This window comes from Arthrobacter sp. NPDC080086 (assembly GCF_040702285.1).
The window spans coordinates 1-19,964 of record NZ_JBFBKP010000030.1 but is presented as its reverse complement, the minus strand read 5'-3'; the positions used below and the strand labels follow the sequence as shown (position 1 = coordinate 19,964).

At 69.7% G+C, this 19,964-nt stretch carries 16 protein-coding genes; 11 read left to right on the top strand and 5 right to left on the bottom strand.

Going from position 1 to position 19,964, the window contains the following annotated elements:
• The first annotated feature begins 15 nt into the window (after positions 1-15).
• Positions 16-513 (top strand): SRPBCC domain-containing protein, encoded by a 498-nt coding sequence (locus AB0305_RS11980; RefSeq protein WP_364134038.1) that lies wholly within the window; start codon positions 16-18, stop codon positions 511-513.
• Positions 514-557: 44 nt separating this feature from the next.
• On the opposite strand, the gene AB0305_RS11975 is transcribed toward AB0305_RS11980, so the two are convergent.
• Positions 558-1,094 carry a TspO/MBR family protein gene (locus AB0305_RS11975; RefSeq protein ID WP_364134035.1) on the bottom strand — a complete coding sequence of 179 codons (537 nt, stop codon included), beginning with the start codon at positions 1,092-1,094 and terminating at the stop codon, positions 558-560.
• Positions 1,095-1,212: 118 nt separating this feature from the next.
• Here AB0305_RS11975 and AB0305_RS11970 point away from each other — a divergent pair, with 118 nt between their 5' ends.
• Positions 1,213-1,992 (top strand): SDR family NAD(P)-dependent oxidoreductase, encoded by a 780-nt coding sequence (locus AB0305_RS11970; protein ID WP_364134032.1) that lies wholly within the window; start codon positions 1,213-1,215, stop codon positions 1,990-1,992.
• Positions 1,993-2,079: 87 nt separating this feature from the next.
• Here the strand turns inward: AB0305_RS11970 and AB0305_RS11965 are convergent, their stop codons facing one another.
• Positions 2,080-4,326, bottom strand: coding sequence for a PKD domain-containing protein (locus tag AB0305_RS11965; RefSeq protein ID WP_364134029.1), 2,247 nt, complete (start codon positions 4,324-4,326; stop codon positions 2,080-2,082).
• The gene (locus AB0305_RS11960; RefSeq protein WP_366173026.1) at positions 4,298-4,555 is read right to left on the bottom strand and encodes a hypothetical protein; all 258 of its coding nucleotides are present in this window, start codon (positions 4,553-4,555) and stop codon (positions 4,298-4,300) included. Before AB0305_RS11960 ends, AB0305_RS11965 begins: the two co-directional genes overlap by 29 nt.
• 455 nt (positions 4,556-5,010) lie before the next feature.
• On the opposite strand from AB0305_RS11960, the gene AB0305_RS11955 reads away from it, so the two are divergent.
• The 8 genes from AB0305_RS11955 to AB0305_RS11920 all read left to right on the top strand — a co-directional run bounded on the left by AB0305_RS11955 (position 5,011) and on the right by AB0305_RS11920 (position 16,423).
• Positions 5,011-5,874 (top strand): glycosyltransferase family 2 protein, encoded by an 864-nt coding sequence (locus AB0305_RS11955; protein WP_364134026.1) that lies wholly within the window; start codon positions 5,011-5,013, stop codon positions 5,872-5,874.
• A 1-nt stretch (position 5,875) separates the two neighbouring features.
• Positions 5,876-6,877, top strand: coding sequence for a glycosyltransferase family 2 protein (locus AB0305_RS11950; protein ID WP_364134023.1), 1,002 nt, complete (start codon positions 5,876-5,878; stop codon positions 6,875-6,877).
• Positions 6,874-8,172, top strand: coding sequence for a glycosyltransferase (locus AB0305_RS11945; RefSeq protein WP_364134020.1), 1,299 nt, complete (start codon positions 6,874-6,876; stop codon positions 8,170-8,172). The genes AB0305_RS11950 and AB0305_RS11945 overlap by 4 nt, the downstream gene beginning before the upstream one ends.
• Positions 8,173-8,279: 107 nt before the next feature.
• Positions 8,280-10,487 carry a hypothetical protein gene (locus tag AB0305_RS11940; RefSeq protein ID WP_364134017.1) on the top strand — a complete coding sequence of 736 codons (2,208 nt, stop codon included), beginning with the start codon at positions 8,280-8,282 and terminating at the stop codon, positions 10,485-10,487.
• A gap of 16 nt (positions 10,488-10,503) precedes the next feature.
• Positions 10,504-11,307 carry a glycoside hydrolase family 16 protein gene (locus AB0305_RS11935; RefSeq protein ID WP_364134014.1) on the top strand — a complete coding sequence of 268 codons (804 nt, stop codon included), beginning with the start codon at positions 10,504-10,506 and terminating at the stop codon, positions 11,305-11,307.
• Positions 11,291-12,511 carry an aminoglycoside phosphotransferase family protein gene (locus AB0305_RS11930; RefSeq protein ID WP_364134011.1) on the top strand — a complete coding sequence of 407 codons (1,221 nt, stop codon included), beginning with the start codon at positions 11,291-11,293 and terminating at the stop codon, positions 12,509-12,511. Before AB0305_RS11935 ends, AB0305_RS11930 begins: the two co-directional genes overlap by 17 nt.
• Positions 12,512-12,598: 87 nt before the next feature.
• Positions 12,599-14,287, top strand: coding sequence for a long-chain-fatty-acid--CoA ligase (locus tag AB0305_RS11925; protein WP_364134008.1), 1,689 nt, complete (start codon positions 12,599-12,601; stop codon positions 14,285-14,287).
• Between the two features lie 282 nt (positions 14,288-14,569).
• Entirely contained in the window at positions 14,570-16,423 is a 1,854-nt protein-coding gene (locus tag AB0305_RS11920) for a hypothetical protein (RefSeq protein WP_364134005.1), read from the top strand.
• A gap of 91 nt (positions 16,424-16,514) precedes the next feature.
• Here the strand turns inward: AB0305_RS11920 and AB0305_RS11915 are convergent, their stop codons facing one another.
• Complete coding sequence (locus AB0305_RS11915; RefSeq protein ID WP_364134002.1) at positions 16,515-17,969, bottom strand: lipopolysaccharide biosynthesis protein; 1,455 nt, start codon at positions 17,967-17,969, stop codon at positions 16,515-16,517.
• The gene (locus AB0305_RS11910; RefSeq protein WP_364133999.1) at positions 17,966-19,141 is read right to left on the bottom strand and encodes a glycosyltransferase; all 1,176 of its coding nucleotides are present in this window, start codon (positions 19,139-19,141) and stop codon (positions 17,966-17,968) included. Before AB0305_RS11910 ends, AB0305_RS11915 begins: the two co-directional genes overlap by 4 nt.
• Before the next feature lie 166 nt (positions 19,142-19,307).
• Here AB0305_RS11910 and AB0305_RS11905 point away from each other — a divergent pair.
• On the top strand, positions 19,308-19,964 hold a 657-nt coding region (locus AB0305_RS11905; RefSeq protein WP_366173022.1), incomplete at its 3' end, for a DUF1992 domain-containing protein.

The following is a 19,964-nucleotide window of genomic DNA, read 5'->3' as shown; positions in this document are numbered from 1 at the left end:
AGGGAAGGGGACACCATGACCGTCATTAGTTCAGCCCAGGATCCCGGGGCGCTCAGCCTCACCGTGATCGCGGAGTTCGACGCCGGAGTCGAGCGCGTCTGGCAGATCTGGGAGGATCCGCGGCAGCTCGAGCGCTGGTGGGGTCCGCCCACCTGGCCGGCGACCTTCGAAAAGCATGACTTCGTCCCCGGCGGGGAGGCGAGCTATTACATGACCGGACCCGCGGGGGAGAAGGCCCGCGGGTGGTGGCGCTTCGTCTCCCTGGAGGCCCCGCACCGCCTGGTGTTCGATGACGGTTTCGCCGACGACGACGGCGAGCCGGTCGCGGAGATGGGCACTATCCACGGCGTGGTCACCTTCGAAGACCTGGGCGGCCGCACCCGGATGAGCGTGGTCTCAACCTTCGAAACCCAGGAACAGATGGAAAAGATCGTCGCCATGGGCATGGAGGAAGGCATGAAGGGCGCCCTCGGCCAGGTCGACGCGCTCCTTGTCGAACCTGCGCGCGCCTGAGCGACGCGCCCCTGAACCAGTCCGCCTGAGCCGGGCCGCCGCCCTCAGTTGTTGAGGGCGGCGTACAGGTTCAGGCTGGCCGAGAAGACCAGCCAGGACAGGTACGGGAGCATCAGGAGTCCGGCCGCGGTGCTAATCGGGCCGAAGCGGAATACCGTGGCGGCGGCCAGGGCAGCGTGCGCCGCGATCAGCCCCAGGGCCAGCCACAGTGCGGCCGACCCCAGCAGCGGATACATGCCGAAGAACATCAGGGGCCACGCCAGGTTCAGCACCAGCAGGCCGCCGTAGGCCAGGAAGGCCGGCCGGCGCGGGAAAAGCCGCTGCCGCCAGACCAGCCAGGCGGCGACCGCCATGCCCGCGTAGAGCAACAGCCAGACGGAACCGAAGACCAGCGCAGACGGCGTCCACGGGGCCGTCAGGGCGGTGGCGTACCAGCCGTCGGCGTTGGCCCGGATGGGCAGGGACCCCACAAACGACACCACAAAGGAGACGGCCAGGAAGGCGGCCAGGGCGGCTGCCTGCCGGCCCCGCGGGAGGGCGCCGGGGGCGGACGTGCCCGGAGCGCTTGGTTCGACGTTCAAGAGCACAGAATCACTGTGAACAACATCCGGCACTTCCGTCAAACCGTGACCCATGTTCCCCGGCTGTCCGCTGCCCTAAGCTGGCGCTGTCAAGGACTGCTGCGTCTGGAAGGACATCATGGGCAACGAAGCTGCATGGCAGGAAAACATCACCCCCGGCCGGTTCGCGGGGAGGACCGTCATCGTCACCGGGGCTGGTTCGGGCATCGGGCTGGCCACGGCCCTCCGGGTCGCGAGGGAGGGCGGCCGGGTGGTTGCCGCTGACGTGAGCGCGGAGCGCCTCGATGAGTTGGTGGCCGGGCACGGTGAGCTGGAGATCGTGCCCGTCTCGGGGGACATCTCGGCCGAGGAGACCGTCGCCGCCGTCGTCGCCGCCGCCGGCGGCCGCGTCGACGCCCTCGCGAACGTCGCAGGCGTCATGGACAACTTCGCCCCGATCCACGAGGTGGACGACGCGGTCTGGGACCGCGTGCTCCGGATCAACGTCACAGGAATGATGCGGCTGACCCGGGCGGTCCTGCCGCTGATGCTGGAGGCGGGGACGGGCTCGGTCGTCAACGTCTCCTCGGAAGCGGGCCTGCGCGGCTCCGCCGCCGGCGCGGCGTACACCGCCTCCAAGCACGCCGTCATCGGGCTGACCAAGAACTCGGCCGTGATGTACGGGCCCAAGGGGCTGCGCTTCAACACGGTTGCCCCCGGTGCGACCATCACCAACATTGTCGCCGAATGGGGTTCGCAACTGGCGGTCGAGCGGCTGGGCCCGCTGATGGGGGCGAACATTCCGACTCCCGCCTCGGCGGCGCAGCTGGCGGCCTCCATCACCTTCCTCCTCAGCGACGACGGCACCAACATCAACGGCGCGGTGCTCGCCTCGGACGGCGGCTGGTCCGCCCTCTGATGCGGGGAACCGGCGCCACGCAGGAGAATGCCCCGGCCGGATCCGGCCGGGGCATCGCCCTGTTTGGATTACTTGGTGCTGCTGCGGCTAGGCCGGCTTCAGCGCGGTGCGCCAGACGCCCACGGCCTTGGCCGTGCTGAACGTCCAGGTGGCGGTGCCGGAGGCCCCGGCGGTGGCCTGCGGCGCATCGGCGAGTTCACCGATCTGACCGCCGCTGGATTCCCAGCGTTCGGTCCAGCCGCCCGGCGGGGTGGCGCCGGGGCTGGAGCTGTCAAAGCCGACCCCGCCGATCAGCATGGCCCCGTTGCTGGCGGTGGTAATGCTCGGGGCTGTGATGCTGGTGGCCGAGTACGTGGTGTTGACCGCGGTTGCGACCGAGCTGTCCAGCGGCGTCGTGGTGTTGACGCCGCGGTAGGCGGTCACCCCGGCCCCCCATTTGACGGCTGTGCTCAGTGTCCAGCTGTAGCTGGCCGGGTCCGCGGATCCCACCACGTGGTAGTAGCTGAAGACCTTGGCCCCGCTGCTGGCGGAGCTGTTGATGCCCAGCCCGTTGACGATCGGCGTCCAGCCCGCGGGTGCGGTCACGGACGGGCCGAGGTCTGCGGTGATGGCGGCGACCAGGACGTCACCGGCTGCCACCCCGGAGGGCTTGGCCAGGCTGACCGTGGAGCTGGCCGTGGTGGCGACCGCCGTGGACGAGGCGCCCACCGTGATGCCCGACGACGTCGGCGGCGGGGGCGGTGGCGGTGGAGCGGAGCCGACCGTGATCACGGCGCTGGAGGTCGAGGACCCGGCGCTGTTGGTGGCGGTCAGCTTGGCCGTGAACGTTCCCGCCGCGTAGGTGTGGGAGGGGTTCTGGGTGGTCGCCGAAGTTCCGTCACCGAAGTCCCACGCCCACGAGGTCGGGGAGCCGGAGGAGGTGTCGGTGAAGGCAACGTTCAGCGGTGCGGTGCCCGACGTCGGCGTCGCCGTGAAGGATGCCACCGGTTTCGGGGCCGGCGGCGGGGTGCTTCCCAGGCCGCGGTAGGCGAACCAGTAGGTTTTGGTGACCATGTTGCTGGCCATGATCGCCATGCCGCTGGTGCTGTTCACGCTTTGCTTCGTGGTGGTGACGTCGTTCATGTTGAATGATGCGCCGTCCTGAATTACCGGGGTGCCGCGGCCCGAACCGAAGACCGGGTTGTCCATCGGGGCGGTCTTCTCGTAGATGGCGCCGGCGACGCCCGAGTACGCGCATCCGGTCACGGTGCTGCCCGGGGCGGTGTGGAAGGCGTGCACCACGTTGTTCTGGGTATCCAGCAGGATCTGCGGCCGCGACACGCAGTCGCCGACGGAGGCGATGGTGGACTGGCTGAAGGACCCGGTGGCCGGCTTGAAGACCAGCAGCAGCAACTGCGGCAGGGTCTTATCCGTGGAGGTGTCGTTCAGGCTGGTCTTGACGGCCGCAAAGACACGGCCGCTGTTGTCCGCCTGCAGGGTCTTGATGTTCAGGTGGTCGTCCGCCTGGCCCTTGCCCTTGATGGCGTCCTGGAAGCGCCATGACGATGTGGCGGTCGGATTGGTGCCGTCGGTGCGGATGGCCCAGTGCACGCTGTCCGTGAGCTGGTCACTCCACATCACGCCGATCTTGTTACTGCCGAACGCCACGATCGCGGAGATGTCGTCCGCCGCGGCTGTGGGATTGGCAACCGGGATGACAAACGGGGTGTTCCAACTGGTCCCGCCGGGCGCCGAATTGTTGACGTAGACCGTGCTCTTGTAGCCGTTGGTCGAGTCGCCGGTCACCTGCGTCCAGGTCGCCCAGATGGCGCCGGTGGTGTCCTTATCGATCGTCATCGACTCACTGCTCTGGTTGGTGATGGTGGTGGGGAATCCGGCGTCCAGGGTGTACGTGCCGCCCGAGTAGCTGTAGCGGTAGAGCTTGGCCGGCTGCCCGGAGAGGGAGGGCTTCGGCGTGGAGTCCGTGGAGACGGTCACCACGTGCGAGGCGATGTAGAGCTTGCCGCCGTCCCACAGCACGTCAGCCAGGGTGTTCGCCCGGCTGTCGTTGAGCAGCCCCGTGTCTACCCACTTGTTGGTGGGGACGTCCAGCCGGAAGATGTGCCAGCCGCTGCCGGAGGTCCACATGTCTGCCCACCAGGAGCCGTCATTCCACCACAGCTTGCTCTGGGGCTTGTCCGAGGTGGGAGGGTTGCTGACGCCGCTAAAGCTGATGCTGGGAGTTCCGTAGCTGTCCGCAGCCGATGCGCTTCCGGCGACCCCCAACATGCCGCCGGCGACGGCCAGGGCCACCACCAGGGACCGGCTAAGCCAGTGCGATATTCGTTTCATCATCGGGACCATTTTCTTTCATGCCGCGACAATCATTGGCGCGGGAGGGTTTTGGACGCGGGCCCTCATGCGGGCGCAATTGTCCGGTGTTGAATGAGGCCATGGTAGCCACCGGGCCGCCGGCTGGATAGATCCTTTTGCTAATTCTTTGTAAACTAATTCCGGCGACCAAGCGTTGTCTCTCGTGAAAGCGGTAATTGAGCGCTTCAACCAGGAATGCCGGGTGCGGCATCCGGTGCGGCGTACGCAGGCCGGCGGTCCTGGAAGGGAGTGGTCCGCCCGGACCGCGGGTGCCGGCCGGCTGCCGATGGAGTTGCTGCCCGGGCGGGAAGGGTTCCGCGGAAATGGGACGACAGGGCGGCTTCTTGCCCGGTATTCCGCTGTTTACCGCAGCCTGGCGGCGGGCTCCCGGCGGCTGAGTAGTCCATCGCGGAACCTGCCCTGCGGTCCGAGTAGCCGGGTCCGGGGACCCAAGTAGGGGTCCTTTGCTACTGCGGATATGAGTACAAAGGCCCAAGTAACAGCCACTCGTGACACAACTTTAGGTGAACTTTAGGCTTCGGATATGGCCGCAGCCCAGTGGCAAAGCTGGGATATGGGTCGGTACAGGTTTGTGAAATTCTCTCCGAATTTGTCCGATAGGTTCTCAATCGCTGGGGGTAATTCCCGGGCGTCTAAATTCATGAAGTGGTGAGGCTTTTGTCAGTTCAAAATTTGGCCCCAAGATCTGTCTCAACAACCGATAGTTCTGCGCTCCGGGCAACCGTCAGTGTGGTAATTCCAACCCTCAATGAGGAAATGAATCTGCCCTGGGTGCTGCGGCGCATGCCGTCGTACGTGGATGAGGTCGTGATCGTCGACGGACGCTCGCGGGACCACACAGTCGACGTCGCCCGCGCCCTGCGGGTCGACGTCGTTGTGGTCAAGGAGCCGCGTAAGGGCAAGGGCATCGCGGTCCGGGCCGGCTTCGCCGCCGCCTCAGGGGACATCATCGTGATGCTCGACGCCGACGGCAGCATGGATCCGCAGGAGATCGGCTGGTTCGTCTCTCCGCTCCAGCACGACTACGACTTCGTCAAGGGCTCCCGGTACGTCACCGGCGGAGGCTCGGAGGACCTGACCTGGCTGCGCAACACCGGCAACCGGGTGCTCACCGGCCTCGCCAACACGGTCCTCCGCAGCAACTACTCGGACCTCTGCTACGGCTACATCGCCCTGCGGCGCGAATGCCTGGAGGTACTGCAGCTCGAATCGGACGGCTTCGAAATCGAGACCGAGCTGATCGTCCGGGCGGCCCGCGCCGGCCTGCGGATCGCTGAGGTGCCCAGCTTCGAGCTGGACCGCATCTCCGGGGTTTCGAACCTGCAGACCTTCCGCGACGGCTGGCGCGTACTGCGCACCCTGGCCAAGGAATGCACCAGCTGGGAGGCGCCCTCCGCCGGCGCCCGGCCCGAGGCGCTGCGCCGGGTGAAGTACACCTACCCGGACGTCCGCTTCGCCCGCACTCCCACGGACCCGCGCAGCGTGCTCACGGTGGCGGAAGGGGCTTGAGATGCTCAACGCCAACTTCCGTCCGTCGGTTTCGGTGGTGATCTGCTCCTATACCGAGCAGCGCTGGGACCTGCTGATGCGCGTGATCGATTCCGTCCATGCCCAGACCCTCCGGCCCGAACAGGTGATCGTGGTCGTTGACCACAACGTGGACCTGTACAAGCGGCTCGTGGCGACCGTCCAGGACGTGACCCTCGTCGAGAGCACCGGTCCAAAGGGACTCTCCGGGGCCCGGAACACCGGCGCCGCGCTCGTGACCTCCGACATCGTCGCCTTCCTGGACGACGACGCCGAGGCCGAGCCGACGTGGCTGGAGCGCCTCACGGCCCTCTACGACGACTCGGATGTGCTGGCCGTCGGCGGTCGCGTCGAACCCGTCTGGGAAGGCGGCCGGCCCGGCCACTTCGGTCCCGAGCTGGACTGGATCGTCGGCTGCAGCCACCGCGGCCTGCCCACAGTGGCCTCCGAGGTCCGCAACGTGGTGGGTGCCAACATGTCCTTCCGTCGCGAGATCCTCCAGCACGTGGGCGGCTTCAACGTCAGCCTTGGCCGGCAGGCAACCAAACCGCTGGGCTGCGAGGAAACCGAGATCTGCATCCGTGCGGCCATCGGATCCCCCGGTTCGCGGGTCGTCTACGAACCTGCTGCCGTGGTCCGGCACCACGTTCCGGTCCAGCGGGGCACGTTCCGGTACATGCTCGAGCGCGCCTGGTCCGAGGGCCTCTCCAAGGCCCAGGTCAGCAAGGTCGTGGGCCACAAGCGGGCCCTGGGGCCGGAACGGCGGTATGTCCGCAGCGTCCTGCCCCGGGCGTTCGTCGGGGCCCTGTCGGACTGGGGCCGCGGCAAGGACCCGCAGGGCCTGCAACGAGCCGGCGCCTATGTGGCGGTGCTGGGCGTGACCGCCGCCGGCTACGTCAGCGGCCGCAGGCTTGGCACCGGTGAGGGCTCCCCCCTGGCTGCCGCCGCTCCTGCGGCCCAGCAGCCCTGGCGGGAAGCCACGTGATCGACGTCGCCGCGCCGCGCCGGCCAGAACCGGCGGGCGCGGTCCTCGAGCTGGCCCCGGCCATGGGGGCCGAAGCGGCCCCCGACTGGGCCGGTGCCCTCTGGGTCGGAGCCGTGGACCTGGGATCCCTGGGCGGGTGCAGCGAACTGCGGCTGCAGGACGCGCACGGTTACCGGCGGGCGCGTCTGCTGGTCAGGGAAGGTGCCGCCGTCCGCGGCTTCGTCGACCTGGAAACGGCCGACGGAACGCTTTCCCGGACCCGGCTCGAGGAGGCAGCCGCCGCCCTCCCGCGGGTCCCGGCGTCGGTTTCCACCACCACGCCGCCGATCAGTGTCGTCGTCTGCACGCGGGACCGGCCGGAGCTGCTCCGGAAGGCACTGCACGCCATCCTCCGCCTCGATTACCCGGACTTCGACGTCATCGTCGTGGACAACGCCGCCCGGACCAGCGCCACCCGTGACCTGGTCCGGACCGAGTTCTCCGACGCGCGGCTGGTCCTCATCTCCGAGCGGCGCCCCGGACTTTCCAACGCACGCAACGCCGGACTCCGTCACGCGCGCGGCGACATCGTCGCCTACACCGACGACGACGTCGTGGTGGACCCGGGGTGGCTGAGGGGGATCGCCGCCGGCTTCGAGCAGGCCCCCGACGTCGCCTGTGTCACCGGGCTGGTCCCGGCGGGCGAGCTGCGCTCGCTGGCGCAGGGATACTTCGAGGGGCGAGTGAGCTGGTCCAAGGCCGTGGCGCCCAAGGTCTACTCCCTGGCCGACCCGCCGGCGGACATGCCGGTCTTCCCGTTCTGCGTGGGGGCCTATGGGACGGGAGCGAACTTCGCCCTCGACCGCCGGACGGCCCTGTCGCTCGGCGCCTTCGATCCTGCCCTGGGGGTAGGCACTCGGACCGGCGGGGGCGAGGACCTGGACATGTTCACCCGGGTCATCCTGTCCGGGCGGTCGCTGGTGGTCCAGCCCTCCGCCGTCGTCTGGCATCGGCACCGCGCCGAACTCGACGACCTGATCGTCCAGGCCCGGGGCTACGGCAACGGCCTGGGAGCATGGCTGACCAAGATCATGCTCAACCCCCGGACCGCGCGGATGGCGCTGGTCCGGGCTCCCCGCGGCGCCGTCTACTTCCTGCGCAACACCCGCGCGCATGCCGACGGCGAGACGGCCGACGACGTCCCGAGGAACCCGGTGATGGCAAAGGCGCTGCGCACCGAGCTCGTCTCGGTGGCCCGCGGCCCGTTCAACTACCTGCTGCAGCGCCGCTCCTGCCGGCGCCGACGAGCCGCGTAGGCAGCCGCAACGCAGCACACGACGCACAGTTTTGAGGGGAATTCGGCGTCACCATGGAACACCGTTTTCCCCTCGCCACTTTTTCAACAAGCGAGGAAGTCAAGTTCATGAGTCTCATTATGGAAAACGAGAAGCCGGCGCCCAGGGCGCCCCTCTCGTCGGTGAACAGGCTCCGTACGGAGCGCCCCCTGGATGTCGGCCTGGCCATTGCCGGAGTCGTCCTGGCAGCACTGATCCTGCTCGGGCTGGGAGGACCCGCGCTGGCCCCGGTGACGCTGCTCGGCTGCCTGATCCTTCCGGGGTGGGTGGTGGTACGGCGCCTCACCGGCGTTGATCCGCTCGCGCGGGCCATCGGCACCCTGGTACTCAGCGCCGCCGTCTACACCATCCTGTCGCTGGCGATGGTGTGGACCCACCTGTGGCAGCCGCGGCCCGTCGCGGCCGCGGTGCTGATCGCTTCCTCCGTCCTGGTGATCGTCCTGCCCGCCCCGGCCACGGACCGGGAGCCGCTGCAATTGCGGCGGCTCCTCAGCCTGGAGGGCCTGCGGAACAGCAGCCCCGCCAGCCACATCCCGTGGGCCGTGCTGGCTGCGGCCCTGGTCCTCTGGGGCGTGGCCCTGTCCGTTACCGGCGAGGGACTGAAGGGCGACGCCGGCCTGCTCTCGACGTTCCCGCCGATCTGGTTCGTGGCCGTCGCCGCCGTAGCCGGGCTTTGCATCTGGGCGGTTGCGGCCCGGGAAATGGCATCCACCCCCTTCCTCGCGGTCTCCTTTACCGGCCTCGTGGCAATGCTCTACGCATCGGCGGCCATGGTGGTCAGCGTTCCCCGGCTCCCGTGGACGTACAAGCACATCGCGGTTACCGACTACATCGGGGCCTCCGGCCAGGTGGACGCCTCGATCGATATCTACAACCGCTGGCCCGGGTTCTTCTCCGCCAGCGCCTTCCTGGGTGACGCGGTGGGTTACCCGGACGCCATCGGCTACGCCTCGCTGGCAGAGTTCAGCTTCGCGGTGCTGGGTGTGGCGCTGGTTCTGGCGATTGTCCGGGCCCTGTCCAGCAACCGCAGGATCCAGTGGACGGCGGCCCTGGTGTTTGCGCTGACCAACTGGGTCAACCAGAACTACTACTCCCCGCAGGCGTTCTCCTACACGCTGTACCTGACGATGTGCCTGATCGCCCTGACCTTCCTGCGCGGTACCCCCGCACGCTTCGCCGTCGCCTGGGAGGAGAAGCTGAGCCGCCGCCGGGCCGAACGGGCGGCTACGGCACAGGATGAGGCGCAGCCCCGGCCCTTTGCCCAGACCCTGGTGCTGCCGGCGGTGATTGTCCTGCTGGTCCTCCAGGCGGTCTCGGTGGCCAGTCACCAGCTCACTCCCTACCTGGCGAGCCTGGCGCTGTTGCCGCTGTTCGTCTTCGGCTACTTCCGGCCGCGGTGGGCGGGCCCGGTCCTGGCGGTACTTGCCGTCCTGTACCTGCTGCCCAACCTCGACTTCGTGGCCGGCAAGTACGGACTCTTCGGCTTCGACTTCCTGAAGAACGCCAGCTACGAACCGCCGGACGGCGGGCCCACCGGCCTGCTGGGCCGGGCGCCGGAGGCCTTGTCAATCCTCATCGGCGTGCTGGGCGTGGGCGGTTTCGTTCGCAACCTGCTGCGCGGCAACGTCCGGCAGACGATCATGGTGGCCTGGCTGGCCGTCGCGCCGCTGTTCTGGCTGCTGATCCAGTCCTACGGCGGCGAGGCGAAGTTCCGGGTCTACCTGTTCGCCCTTCCCTGGCTGGCCGTCGGCGCCGCGTGGCTCTTCTGGGCCGGTCCTCTGCGGACCCGCCGGGCGGCCATCGGTACCACCGCAGCGCTGACCGCCATGGCCCTCCTGTTCACCATCACCTACTTCCAGAACGAGGCCAAGTTCCGCGTCCCCAAGGAAGACGTCGCCGCGGCCCAGTGGCTGGACTCGACGGTCAACCCCAAGGACGCGGTGATGGAAACGAACGCCTTCTTCCCGCTGCTGGTGGGCCCGAACTACCCCAGCTACCTGGATGCGGGACGGACGGCTTCGCTGACCAAGTTCATCCAGTCCTCCGGCCACGGCCTGACCTCGGTGGACGTAGCCCGGTATGCGGACCGCAACTTCAAGCCGGACCGGATCTTCGTGGTCTTCTCCGACTCGCAGATCGCGCAGGCCGCCAAGGATAATCTCTTCGATCCTGGCACGCTCCCCACCCTGGAGCGGCAACTGGCCGGATCCTCCAACGTCCAGCGGGTGTTCGAGAACGGCGCAGTCCGGATCTACGAACTCGCCAAGACCGGCTAGCGTGACGAGGAGCGGCATGGTGTTGATCAGGGTGATCGTCGTCCTGCTCGCCGCAGGGATCACCATGACCATCGCCATGCTGCTCAAACCGTCGCCCCCGGCAACGGCCATGCCGGTGGGGGACCTCCCCGGCTGGAAGCAGACGGGGACGCAGGACTTCACCCGGGCGGCACCGATGGGCGCGGTCGGCGACGTGTACGGACCGGACATGCGGGGCTACCACGACCTGCCCGACACATCGGGCCAGGGGGTCTACACCCCGGACAAGGTCCTGTCGGTCAAGGACGGAAAGCTGGACTTCTTCCTCCACAGCTCCGGGGGGAAGCCCAGGGTGGCCAGCGTGGTGCCCTTCGGGTACGACGGGCAGCGCTACGGCCGCTACTCCATCCGGTTCCGGGCCGACACGATGCCCGGGTACAAGATCGCCTTCCTGCTGTGGCCCACCAGCGACAACTGGCTGGACGGGGAGATCGACTGGCCGGAGGGGGAACTCAACGGCCCGTTTTACGGGGTATCCGCCATCAAGGATTCCCCGCTGAAAGGTCCGGACCGCTTCGACCCCACCACCCGGAACACCTCCGCCACGGACGGAACCGGGTGGCACGTGGCGACGACGGAATGGACTCCAGGCAAGGTCAAGTGGTTTTGGGACGGTGAACTCGTGGGGGAAACAACAATGCCGGACGGCGTTCCCAACACCGGCATGAGGTGGACGCTGCAGGCCGAGACAAAGGACGGGGCCGACGCCGGAACGCCGGCGCCGTCGGTCTCCGGCCACATCGAGGTGGACTGGGTGGTGCAGTATGCGTACGCCCCGTAAGGCCACGACGCCGTTCCCGGTCCCTGCCGCCGGCGGAAGCTTCATCGACGCCGTCCTTCGGGACCACTACGACGAATGGGACCTCGCCGGCCTCGGCCTGGGCCGGGACTGGACCACGGTCTTCATCACCCCGCAGTTCACCACCTCCCGGCACGTCGTCGCCCTCATCTTCGCCCCCGGCGCGCGGCAGCCCTCGCTCGTGGTGAAGGTGCCGCGCTGCCCCGGTGACAACGAGGGGGTGCTCCGGGAGGCGGACATGCTCTGGCAACTCGGAGTCCTCGGCGGGGATCAGGTCGAGGGTGTGCCCCGTGTCGTCGCCGCCCTGGATCTGTCCGGACACACCGTCCTGGTCGAAACCCCGCTGACCGGCCCGGCCCTGGACCCCGACCGGGTGGCCGCGGACCTGCCGGTAGCCGTCGCCCTCGGCGTGGACTTCATCGATTCGCTGCCCTGCACCCGGCCCGCAGCGGGAAACGAGGGTTGGTACGAGCGCACCGTGCAGCGGCCCCTGCAGGCGATGGAGCTGCTGCTACCCGGCGAGGACGAACTCGCGGACCTGGTCGGCCGGACCCACGAGGCGTTGGAGCCGCTACGTTCGGCGCAACTGCCGTCCGTGTTCGAACACGCCGACCTCAGCCACCCCAACCTGCTGATCGGTCCGGCCGGGCGGCTCCAGGTGATGGATTGGGAGCGGGCGTCCGCCTACGGGCTGCCCGGACACGACCTGACGTTCTACCTGCAGTACCTCAGCGAGTCCGCCGAGCAGGCGTTCGAACGGCCGGCCCAGCTGGCGGCCTTCGACACCGCCTTCGGCCGGGACGGCTGGGCGCGCGAGCCCCTGCGCCAGCACCTGGTCCGCCGCGGGATTGACCCCGCGCTGCTGCCCGCACTGGTGCTGGCCACCTGGGCACGGTCCGCCTCCACCCTCGCCTTTAGGCTCGCCGCGGAATCGGCAGAGCCAGTGGGACAGGCCCAGGGTGCTGAGGCCGGACGCGGCGGGGCGGTACCGGGGGGACCGGAAGTGCAGGCGGCCCAGCCCGGCGCCGCCGCCGACCAGCCTGCGCACGCCGTCGACGCCGGCGCGGGACCCGTGTCCGCACCTGCCGGACACGCGCCGCGCGGCCCGGCCGAGGTGCGGCGGGCGGTCTTCGGGGACCGGGATTTTTGGCTGTGGCGGCACGCCGCCACCGCCGGGGTGCTCTGACCCGGCGCGGACAACTAACCGCCCCCGGACCTGGCCCCTGACCCGGGAAATTACCTGTCCGCTGACAGTTCACGGCAAGATGTGACCATGCACAACACGGACTCCCGGCCCTGGCTGAAGAACTACCAGCCGGGCGTCCCGGCCGACATCGAGCTGCCCACGGAGTCGCTCGTGTCCATGTTCGAACGGTCCGTGAGCGAGGCCGGTACCGCCCCCGCCATGGAGTTCTTCGGCCGGCGGACCAGCTACACCGAGCTCGGCGAGCAGGTGGACCGGGCAGCCGAGGGGCTGCGCCGCCTGGGCGTGCGCGCCGGCGACCGGGTGGCCCTGATCCTGCCCAACTGCCCCCAGCACGTCGTCGCGTTCTACGCGGTCCTCCGCCTGGGCGCCGTCGTCGTCGAACACAACCCGCTGTACACCTCCCGCGAGCTGCGCCACCAATTCGAGGACCACCAGGCACGCGTGGTGATCGCCTGGGACAAGGCCGCCGCCGCCGTCCGCGAGTTCCCGGCCGACATCGAAATCGACCACGTCGTGTCGGTGAACCTCCTCGAGGCGTTCCCGGCCGTCAAACGGCTGGCCCTCTCCTTGCCGGTGAAGAAGCTCCGCCAGACCCGGGAATCGCTCACCGCGCCGGCCCCCGGCACAACGCCGTGGAAGGAGCTACTGGGCCACGGCCGGATCGACCCCTCGCACCCCCGCCCGGCGGTCACGGACCTCGCCGCGATCCAGTACACCTCCGGCACCACCGGCCGGCCCAAGGGCGCCATGCTGACGCACTTCAACCTCTACGCCAACGCGCTGCAGGGTGAGGCCTGGATGGCCGGCGCGGAATACCGCAAGGAGATCTTTTACGCGATCCTGCCGATGTTCCACGCCTTCGGCATGACGCTCTACCTGACCTACGGGATCCGCAAGCAGGGCCTGCTGGTGCTCTTCCCCAAGTTCGACCCGGACCTGATCCTGGCCGCCATGAAGAAGTCGCCCGCCACCGTCTACTGCGCCGTTCCGCCAATCTACGAGCGCACCGCCATGGCGGCGAAGGAGAAGGGCATCTCCCTGCGATCCTGCAAGTACTGCATCTCCGGGGCCATGAACTTGCCAGACCACGTGGTGGAACTCTGGGAATCGGTCTCCGGCGGCCTGCTGGTTGAGGGCTACGGGATGACCGAGTCCTCCCCGGTGGCGCTCGGCAACCCCTTCCACCCCACCCGCCGCACCGGGACCATCGGCGTGCCGTTCCCGTCCACGCTGATGAAAGTGGTCGACGTCGACGATCCCTCCGTGGAGGTCCCGCAGGGCCAGCCCGGGGAGCTGTTGATCAAGGGCCCGCAGGTCTTCCAGGGCTACTGGAACAACCCCGAGGAAACCGCCAAAACCCTGACGGCGGACGGCTGGCTCCGGACCGGCGACGTGGTGACCGTCGATGCCGACGGTTTCACCACCGTGGTGGACCGGGCCAAGGAACTGATCATCACCGGCGGCTTCAACGTCTCACCCACCGAGGTGGAGGCCGTGCTGCGCCTGCACCCGGACGTCCGCGACGCCGCGGTGGTGGGCAAGCCGCTGGAACGCGGCGGCGAGATGGTGGTGGCCGCCGTTGAACTCGAACCCGGCACCGCCCTGGACGAGGAGGCGCTGCGCGCCCACTGCCGCGAGCACCTGGCCGGCTACAAGGTTCCGCGCCGGGTGGTGGCGGTCCCCGACCTGCCCCGGTCCATGCTCGGCAAGATCCTCCGCAAGCAGGTCCGCGAGGACGTCCTGCCGCGGCTCTGACCTTCCGGCGCCGGGCCGGGTTCGCGTTTACGGGTAGCGGCCAAGTACCCGGGCGCCGGCATCCCCGTGCCGCTACTCGTGACAGGCGGGGCGGCCGCTCCTAGGCTGGAAACACATTTTCCGGCGGCGGCAACGCCGTGCCAGCCCCCTGCGGGCTGATTGTCCCCGGGCTGACAGCGGCCGTCCTTGCGGCCGTGGGCGGGAGTCCGCGGGACTGGCCGGATCCGGTCTAGGAGGTCTCGCGGACATGGCACACTCGACGGACGACGGCGGGTGCGCGCCGTGAGCATCCACCCCCAGACTCGCCTCCCGGCCGCCCACCCCACCGTGCTTGAAGCGTTTCGCGCCCTCGAGGACACCGGCCTGCCGTGGGTGCTGCTGCGTGGCGAGGACGACCTGGCCTGCCCGGACGGCGACGTGGACCTGCTGGTGGATCCGCGGATGCTGCCGCAGCTGGACGGGCTGATGGCACGGATCGGACTGTGCCGCGTGCACGCGACCGGGCACGGCAGCCACCGGTTCTACTTCGGCTACATGGACGCCGACGAATTCTGGCTCAAACTCGACGTCGTGTCCGAGGTGTCCTTCGGCCGTTTCCAGCAGTGGAGCACGCCGCTGGCGGCCGGCTGCCTGGACCGCCGCGTCCGGCAGGATGGCCTGTGGCTCCCCGAACCGGCCGACAAGGCCTGGCTGCATTTGCTGCATCTGGTCCTGGACAAGGGCGGGATAGCTGCTGACCGCCGGGCCGCGGCGCTGGCATCTGCCGCCGTCGCCTCAACCGCCGGACCCGTCGCGGAGTACGTGGACCGGCGCGGCGGCGACGGGGCGGCATCCGCCCTGCTCGACGCCGTCAACGCGGGGAACTTCGACGGCGTCCGCGATCTCGCCGGACGGTGGCGGCGTGCCTGGACCCGGACCCAGCCGCTGGCCAGCCGCGGGCGCTGGCTGGGGCACCGGACCCTCCGGCTGATGACCCCGCGGCTCCCCGGCCCCGGCCCGGTGGTGGGCGTCATGGCGCCGGACGGTGCCGGCAAAACCACGCTCCTGCACGGGCTCCGCGCCGATTTTCCCATCCCCACGTCCTACGTCTACATGGGGCTCTGGGGCGCCGGCCCGTGGGACCGGTGGCTCGAGCGGCTGCCCGGCGGACGGACTGCCAAGAAGATGTTCCGGGTGCTCAAGGGCGGCACCAAGGCGCGCTACCACAGCCTCCGAGGCCGGGTGGTGCTGATGGACCGGGTGGCGTACGACGCGCTCCTGCCGCAGGTCGGGGGCGGCCACACCAGTGCGGGCCTGACCAACACGCTGGCCGTGAAACTGGGACCGGCGCCCGACGTGCTGCTGGTCCTCGATGCCCCGGGCGAGGTGATGTTCGCCCGAAAGGGTGAGCACACGGTGGAGCTGCTGGAGCACTGGCGCAAGTCCTACCTGCAGCTGGCCACTAGGCTGCCCGGCGCCCGCGTGATCGACGCCGGGCTGTCCCGTGAATTGGTCCGCCGGCTGGCCACCGAAACGGTCTGGAACAGCATCTCGTCCCGCACGCTTCCGCCCCCGGAGGCGGATCCGGGCGGACGTCCTGGCCTGACCCTGCACCGCTGGCGGATGCTGGACTGGCGCTTCCTGACCCCCGTGTTGCAGCCCCGCCGCCTGGGCTATGGGGGAGCGATTGAACCGGAGCTGCTGGGCGCACTCCAGCTGCTGGACCCGGACGCCCGGCCGGTGGGTGCGGGTGCGCCCGGGGCGCCCGGACCACGGTTCGACGTCGTGCTCCTGCGCGAACCCGATGCCTTCCTCTTCGAACGGGCGGCTGCGGACGTGGAACCCGGGGGATGGGTCTGCGCCCAGGTCCGGCGCACCGCCGCCGGGCGCGGACCGCACACGGTGGCGGGCTGGAAGCAGACGTTCCGCAAGCACGACTTCGAGGACATCACGGTGCACTGGAACGTCCCCGGCCTCGACGGCCCGGCCCGGCTGGTGCCGGTCGACTCCGCGGAGGCGGTACGCGGTACCCTGGCGCTCCGGCAGGGGGTCCGCTTCGGCCTGCTGAAGGCCGTCGCGGGGCGGGTGGCACTGGGGCTGCGGCTGTTCCCGGTCGCCATCCCGGCCGGTACCGTCACGGGTCGGCGGCCGGCCTAGCAGCACTGCCTGCCGCCGGATCATCACGGCGGGTCGACATAGCGGTCCCGCCGGACCGCCTCAGCGGGTCCCTAGCCGGTAAGTCCTCCTACTAGGCGCGGCGGACCATGCCCAGCAGCTCGTCATGCAGCGGCCGGTAGGCGAACCTCACGATCGCGTAGACCGCCCCGACCGCCACCACGACCACCAGCACCATGCAGGGCACGGACCCCAGTTCCGGAGCCAGGAGGTTTCCCAGCCCGGTCAGGGCCACCGCGGCGCCGCACACCAGGCCGGGGGCGATGGCGCCCAGCAGGGCCCGGGGCCGCAACTGGATGACCTTCGCCGCGACCACCTGCATTCCCACCGCGAACACCACGGCCACCACCAGCTGGGCCACCGCCACGCCCACGATGCCCCAGCGCGTGGAGAACAGCAGGACGGGCAGGAGGATCAGGAGGCGAACCAGGGACACCACGATCGAGAGCCCAGGCCGGCCCAAGGCCTTGTAGACATCATTGGCGCCCGCGCCGAGGGATCGGGCCGCGGCGTACAGGGCCAGGAAGACCAGCGGCAGCACGGCCTCGTCCCACTTGTCGCCGAACACCAGCGGCACCAGCACCGGCGCCACCACGGAGAGGCCCACCCCGGCGGTGACGCCGTAGAGGGACTGGATCCGCACGCTGGTCAGGTAGCCGGCACGGAGCCGTTCGGGTTCGCCGCGGACGCGGGCGTAGAGCGGGAAGAGGACGGTTGAGAGGACGAAGAAGACGTTGAGGATCACCACTTCCGGAAGCCGGAACGCCAGCGTGTAGTAGCCGAGGGCCTGGGCGCCCAGGATGATTCCGATGATCAGGTAGTCGATGTCGAAGATCAGCCGGGCGAGCAGGCTGCTGCCGGCCACGGGTGCGCCGTACTTGACGTTGGCCATCAGGGCGGCCTTGCTGATCCGCCAGATCTGCCAGGGTGCCTGCCTCCCGACCAGGTACCAGCACGTCGCCGCATACGCCACGGATCCGGCGGCGGTGCCCACCGCCAGCGACCAGGCACCGTGGCCGGTGAACGCCAGGGACAGGGTCACCGTCCCCATGGTGACGGCCTTCAGGACCGGGGCGGCGGTGAGCTTCTTGAAGTGCAGGTCCCGTCGCAGCAGTGCCTCGGGGACCGCGCCCAGCGACGTGGCCAGCACGGAGACGCCCAGGATCTGCACCAGGGGGACCACGTCAGGGAGCTGGAACAGGTCGGCGATGAGGGGCGCGGCGAGAAAGGCCGTGAGCCCCAGCAGGGAGCCCAGGATCGCGGAGATCATGAGCGCGGACCGGGCGATGATCCCGGTGCGGGGGAGGTATACCAGGGCCTGGGCGACGCCGGCGTCGGCAATAGTCTCCGCGTAGCCCATCAGGACCAGGGCCAGGGCCACCAGGCCGTATTCGTGCGGGGACAGCAGCCGGGCCAGGACCACGGTGGTGATCAGGACGATGATGCGGCCGCCGGCGAAGGCCAGGCCCTGCCACATCGCGCCGCGCACGCCGGTCCGGGCCAGTTCCCCCGGCGGGGCCTGCGTCATGCGGAGCTGCTCCGCGCCGGAAGCCCCGCCCCCGCGGAGCCGATGGCCGCGTGCAGTTCCGCCAGGTACTCCAGCGTTGCGGTCTGCCAGGAGCGGACCGATGCCGTGGTCTCGGGTCCTGCCGTCCCCGCGCCGCTCCCGCGGTTCGTGAGCGCCTCCACGACCCGCCGGGCGAAAGCCTCCGGGTCCCCGACGACGGTCAGCAGCGGGTGGGCTTCCTGCTCCCGGGCCGCCACGGGCGTTGCCACGACGGGCACACCGGCGGCCAGGGCCTCCCGCACCGAGTTGCGGATCCCGACGCCGTGTTCGTCCGGGAAGGCGGCCACGTCAGAGGCCCGGTAGACGTCCAGGACGGACGGCACGTTGCCGGCGACCTCCACCCGCGGGCCGGCCAGGGCCAGGACGGCGGGGTCCGGCCGGCGCCCGGCGAGAACAAAGGTGGCCCGCGGGACGCTTTCCCAAACCAGCGGGGCGATGGTCCGGACCAGGACCCGGGCGCTGTCGATGTTCGGGCCGTAGTTCAGGCTGCCGACGAAGCAGACCACGGGGTCCTCGCGCCGGGCGGCGGGCTGATCCGCCTGGTCGGCGCCGTTGGGGATGCTGCGGACAGGGCGGCCCAGGCTGGCGGACCACCGGGCGGCGTCCTTGGCTCCGACGGTGAGCAGGCGGGCCCGGGCGGGGAGCCGGCGTTCGGCGCGCAGGGCCAGGAATTCCCGGGCCCGGTAGGCGGCCTTCAGCCGGCCGGCGATGGCGGTGTCCATCTGCGTCCGGACGGACCAGGGGTCAACGGTCTGCAGCACCAGGGGACCGTGGACGTACCGGGAGAGGAACAGGGCGTGTGGGCCGTGGATGAGGGTGGCGTCGGCGCGGGCGGAGAGCGAGGCGGTCAGCTCCGTCGCCTCGCGCGTCGCCCGTTCCTGCCGGCCGGCACCGTTGAGGCCGCCCAGGGAGCGGATGAGGGCGGCCGCACGCGGGCGGGGGGTGAGCATCTGGACCTCCGCGCAGCGCTCGCGGATCTCCTCCGGCAGCCCGACCCGGCCCTCGAAGCTGAGCAGGGTCACGTCGACGTCGTCGGGCAGATTCCGCAGGATTTCGTACGGGATCATGGAGCTGCCATCCCCGTATACGGGGTCGCGGTTGGGCGCACTTTCTGTGATGTACAGAAGCCTCATTGCATGAGTGTACTTGACCCCACCTGCCGGTTATCGGGGGCCACAAGGCCCTGTTCACAGGGACAAGAAGGGTCTAAGTTTCCGCCTGCGAGATGCAGGGGTTCCATCGTCGTGGCCCGGCTGGTCATACTGGGAGAAAGGCATCGGACCCGGGAAGGGGTGCATCATGGTCGACGGCGGGAACCCGGCATTCCGGCGCCGGGTGGAACGGGCCGCCGAGCTGAGGTCCCTCCGGATCAGCGGCAGTTCGGTCGAGGAACAGGCCGAGTTGGACGCCGCCGAGGAGAACCTGAGGCGGAAGCGCGCCGCGGTGGACGACGCCGCCCGGGCCGAGTACCTGGTCCGGGACGCCATGGCGCAGGGGAAGTTCGACAATCTGAAGTACGCCGGCAAGCCGATTCCGGGCCTGGGCGAGGTGTACGACCCGGACTGGTGGGTCAAGGGGCTGCTGCAGCGTGAGGACCTCAGCGGACTGGGTCCGGCGGCGATCCTGCTGCGGACCGAGGATGCTGCGCTGGACGACCGGCTGGACCAGCAGGTGGCGGAATCCCAGGTGCGGGAGATCATCGCCGACTTCAACGCCCGGGTCATCGAGGCCCGGCGCCAGTTGCAGGGCGGTCCGCCGGTGATTACGAAGACCCGCGACGCCGACGTCGAGGTGGCCAGGTGGCGGGAGCGTCGTGCCGCGGCGGAGCCGGAGGTCCCGGCAACGGAGCCGGACCGCCGGCGCCCGTGGTGGCGCCGGGGGGCCGGGGGGGAGGGCCCGAGTGGTCGGCGTGGGGGTGCGGGGCGGCGTGGGCAGGTTGTAGCGCAGTTGCTCGGG

Bases quoted from the DNA above. Each gene is read 5' to 3' on its own strand.
- AB0305_RS11980 (WP_364134038.1), top strand. From the start codon at position 16: ATGACCGTCATTAGTTCAGCCCAGGATCCCGGGGCGCTCAGCCTCACC.
- AB0305_RS11965 (WP_364134029.1), bottom strand. From the start codon at position 4,326: ATGATGAAACGAATATCGCACTGGCTTAGCCGGTCCCTGGTGGTGGCC.
- AB0305_RS11940 (WP_364134017.1), top strand. From the start codon at position 8,280: ATGAGTCTCATTATGGAAAACGAGAAGCCGGCGCCCAGGGCGCCCCTC.
- AB0305_RS11930 (WP_364134011.1), top strand. From the start codon at position 11,291: ATGCGTACGCCCCGTAAGGCCACGACGCCGTTCCCGGTCCCTGCCGCC.
- AB0305_RS11910 (WP_364133999.1), bottom strand. From the start codon at position 19,141: ATGAGGCTTCTGTACATCACAGAAAGTGCGCCCAACCGCGACCCCGTA.
- AB0305_RS11970 (WP_364134032.1), top strand. From the start codon at position 1,213: ATGGGCAACGAAGCTGCATGGCAGGAAAACATCACCCCCGGCCGGTTC.
- AB0305_RS11935 (WP_364134014.1), top strand. From the start codon at position 10,504: ATGGTGTTGATCAGGGTGATCGTCGTCCTGCTCGCCGCAGGGATCACC.
- AB0305_RS11960 (WP_366173026.1), bottom strand. From the start codon at position 4,555: ATGCCGCACCCGGCATTCCTGGTTGAAGCGCTCAATTACCGCTTTCAC.
- AB0305_RS11950 (WP_364134023.1), top strand. From the start codon at position 5,876: ATGCTCAACGCCAACTTCCGTCCGTCGGTTTCGGTGGTGATCTGCTCC.
- AB0305_RS11915 (WP_364134002.1), bottom strand. From the start codon at position 17,969: ATGACGCAGGCCCCGCCGGGGGAACTGGCCCGGACCGGCGTGCGCGGC.
- AB0305_RS11925 (WP_364134008.1), top strand. From the start codon at position 12,599: ATGCACAACACGGACTCCCGGCCCTGGCTGAAGAACTACCAGCCGGGC.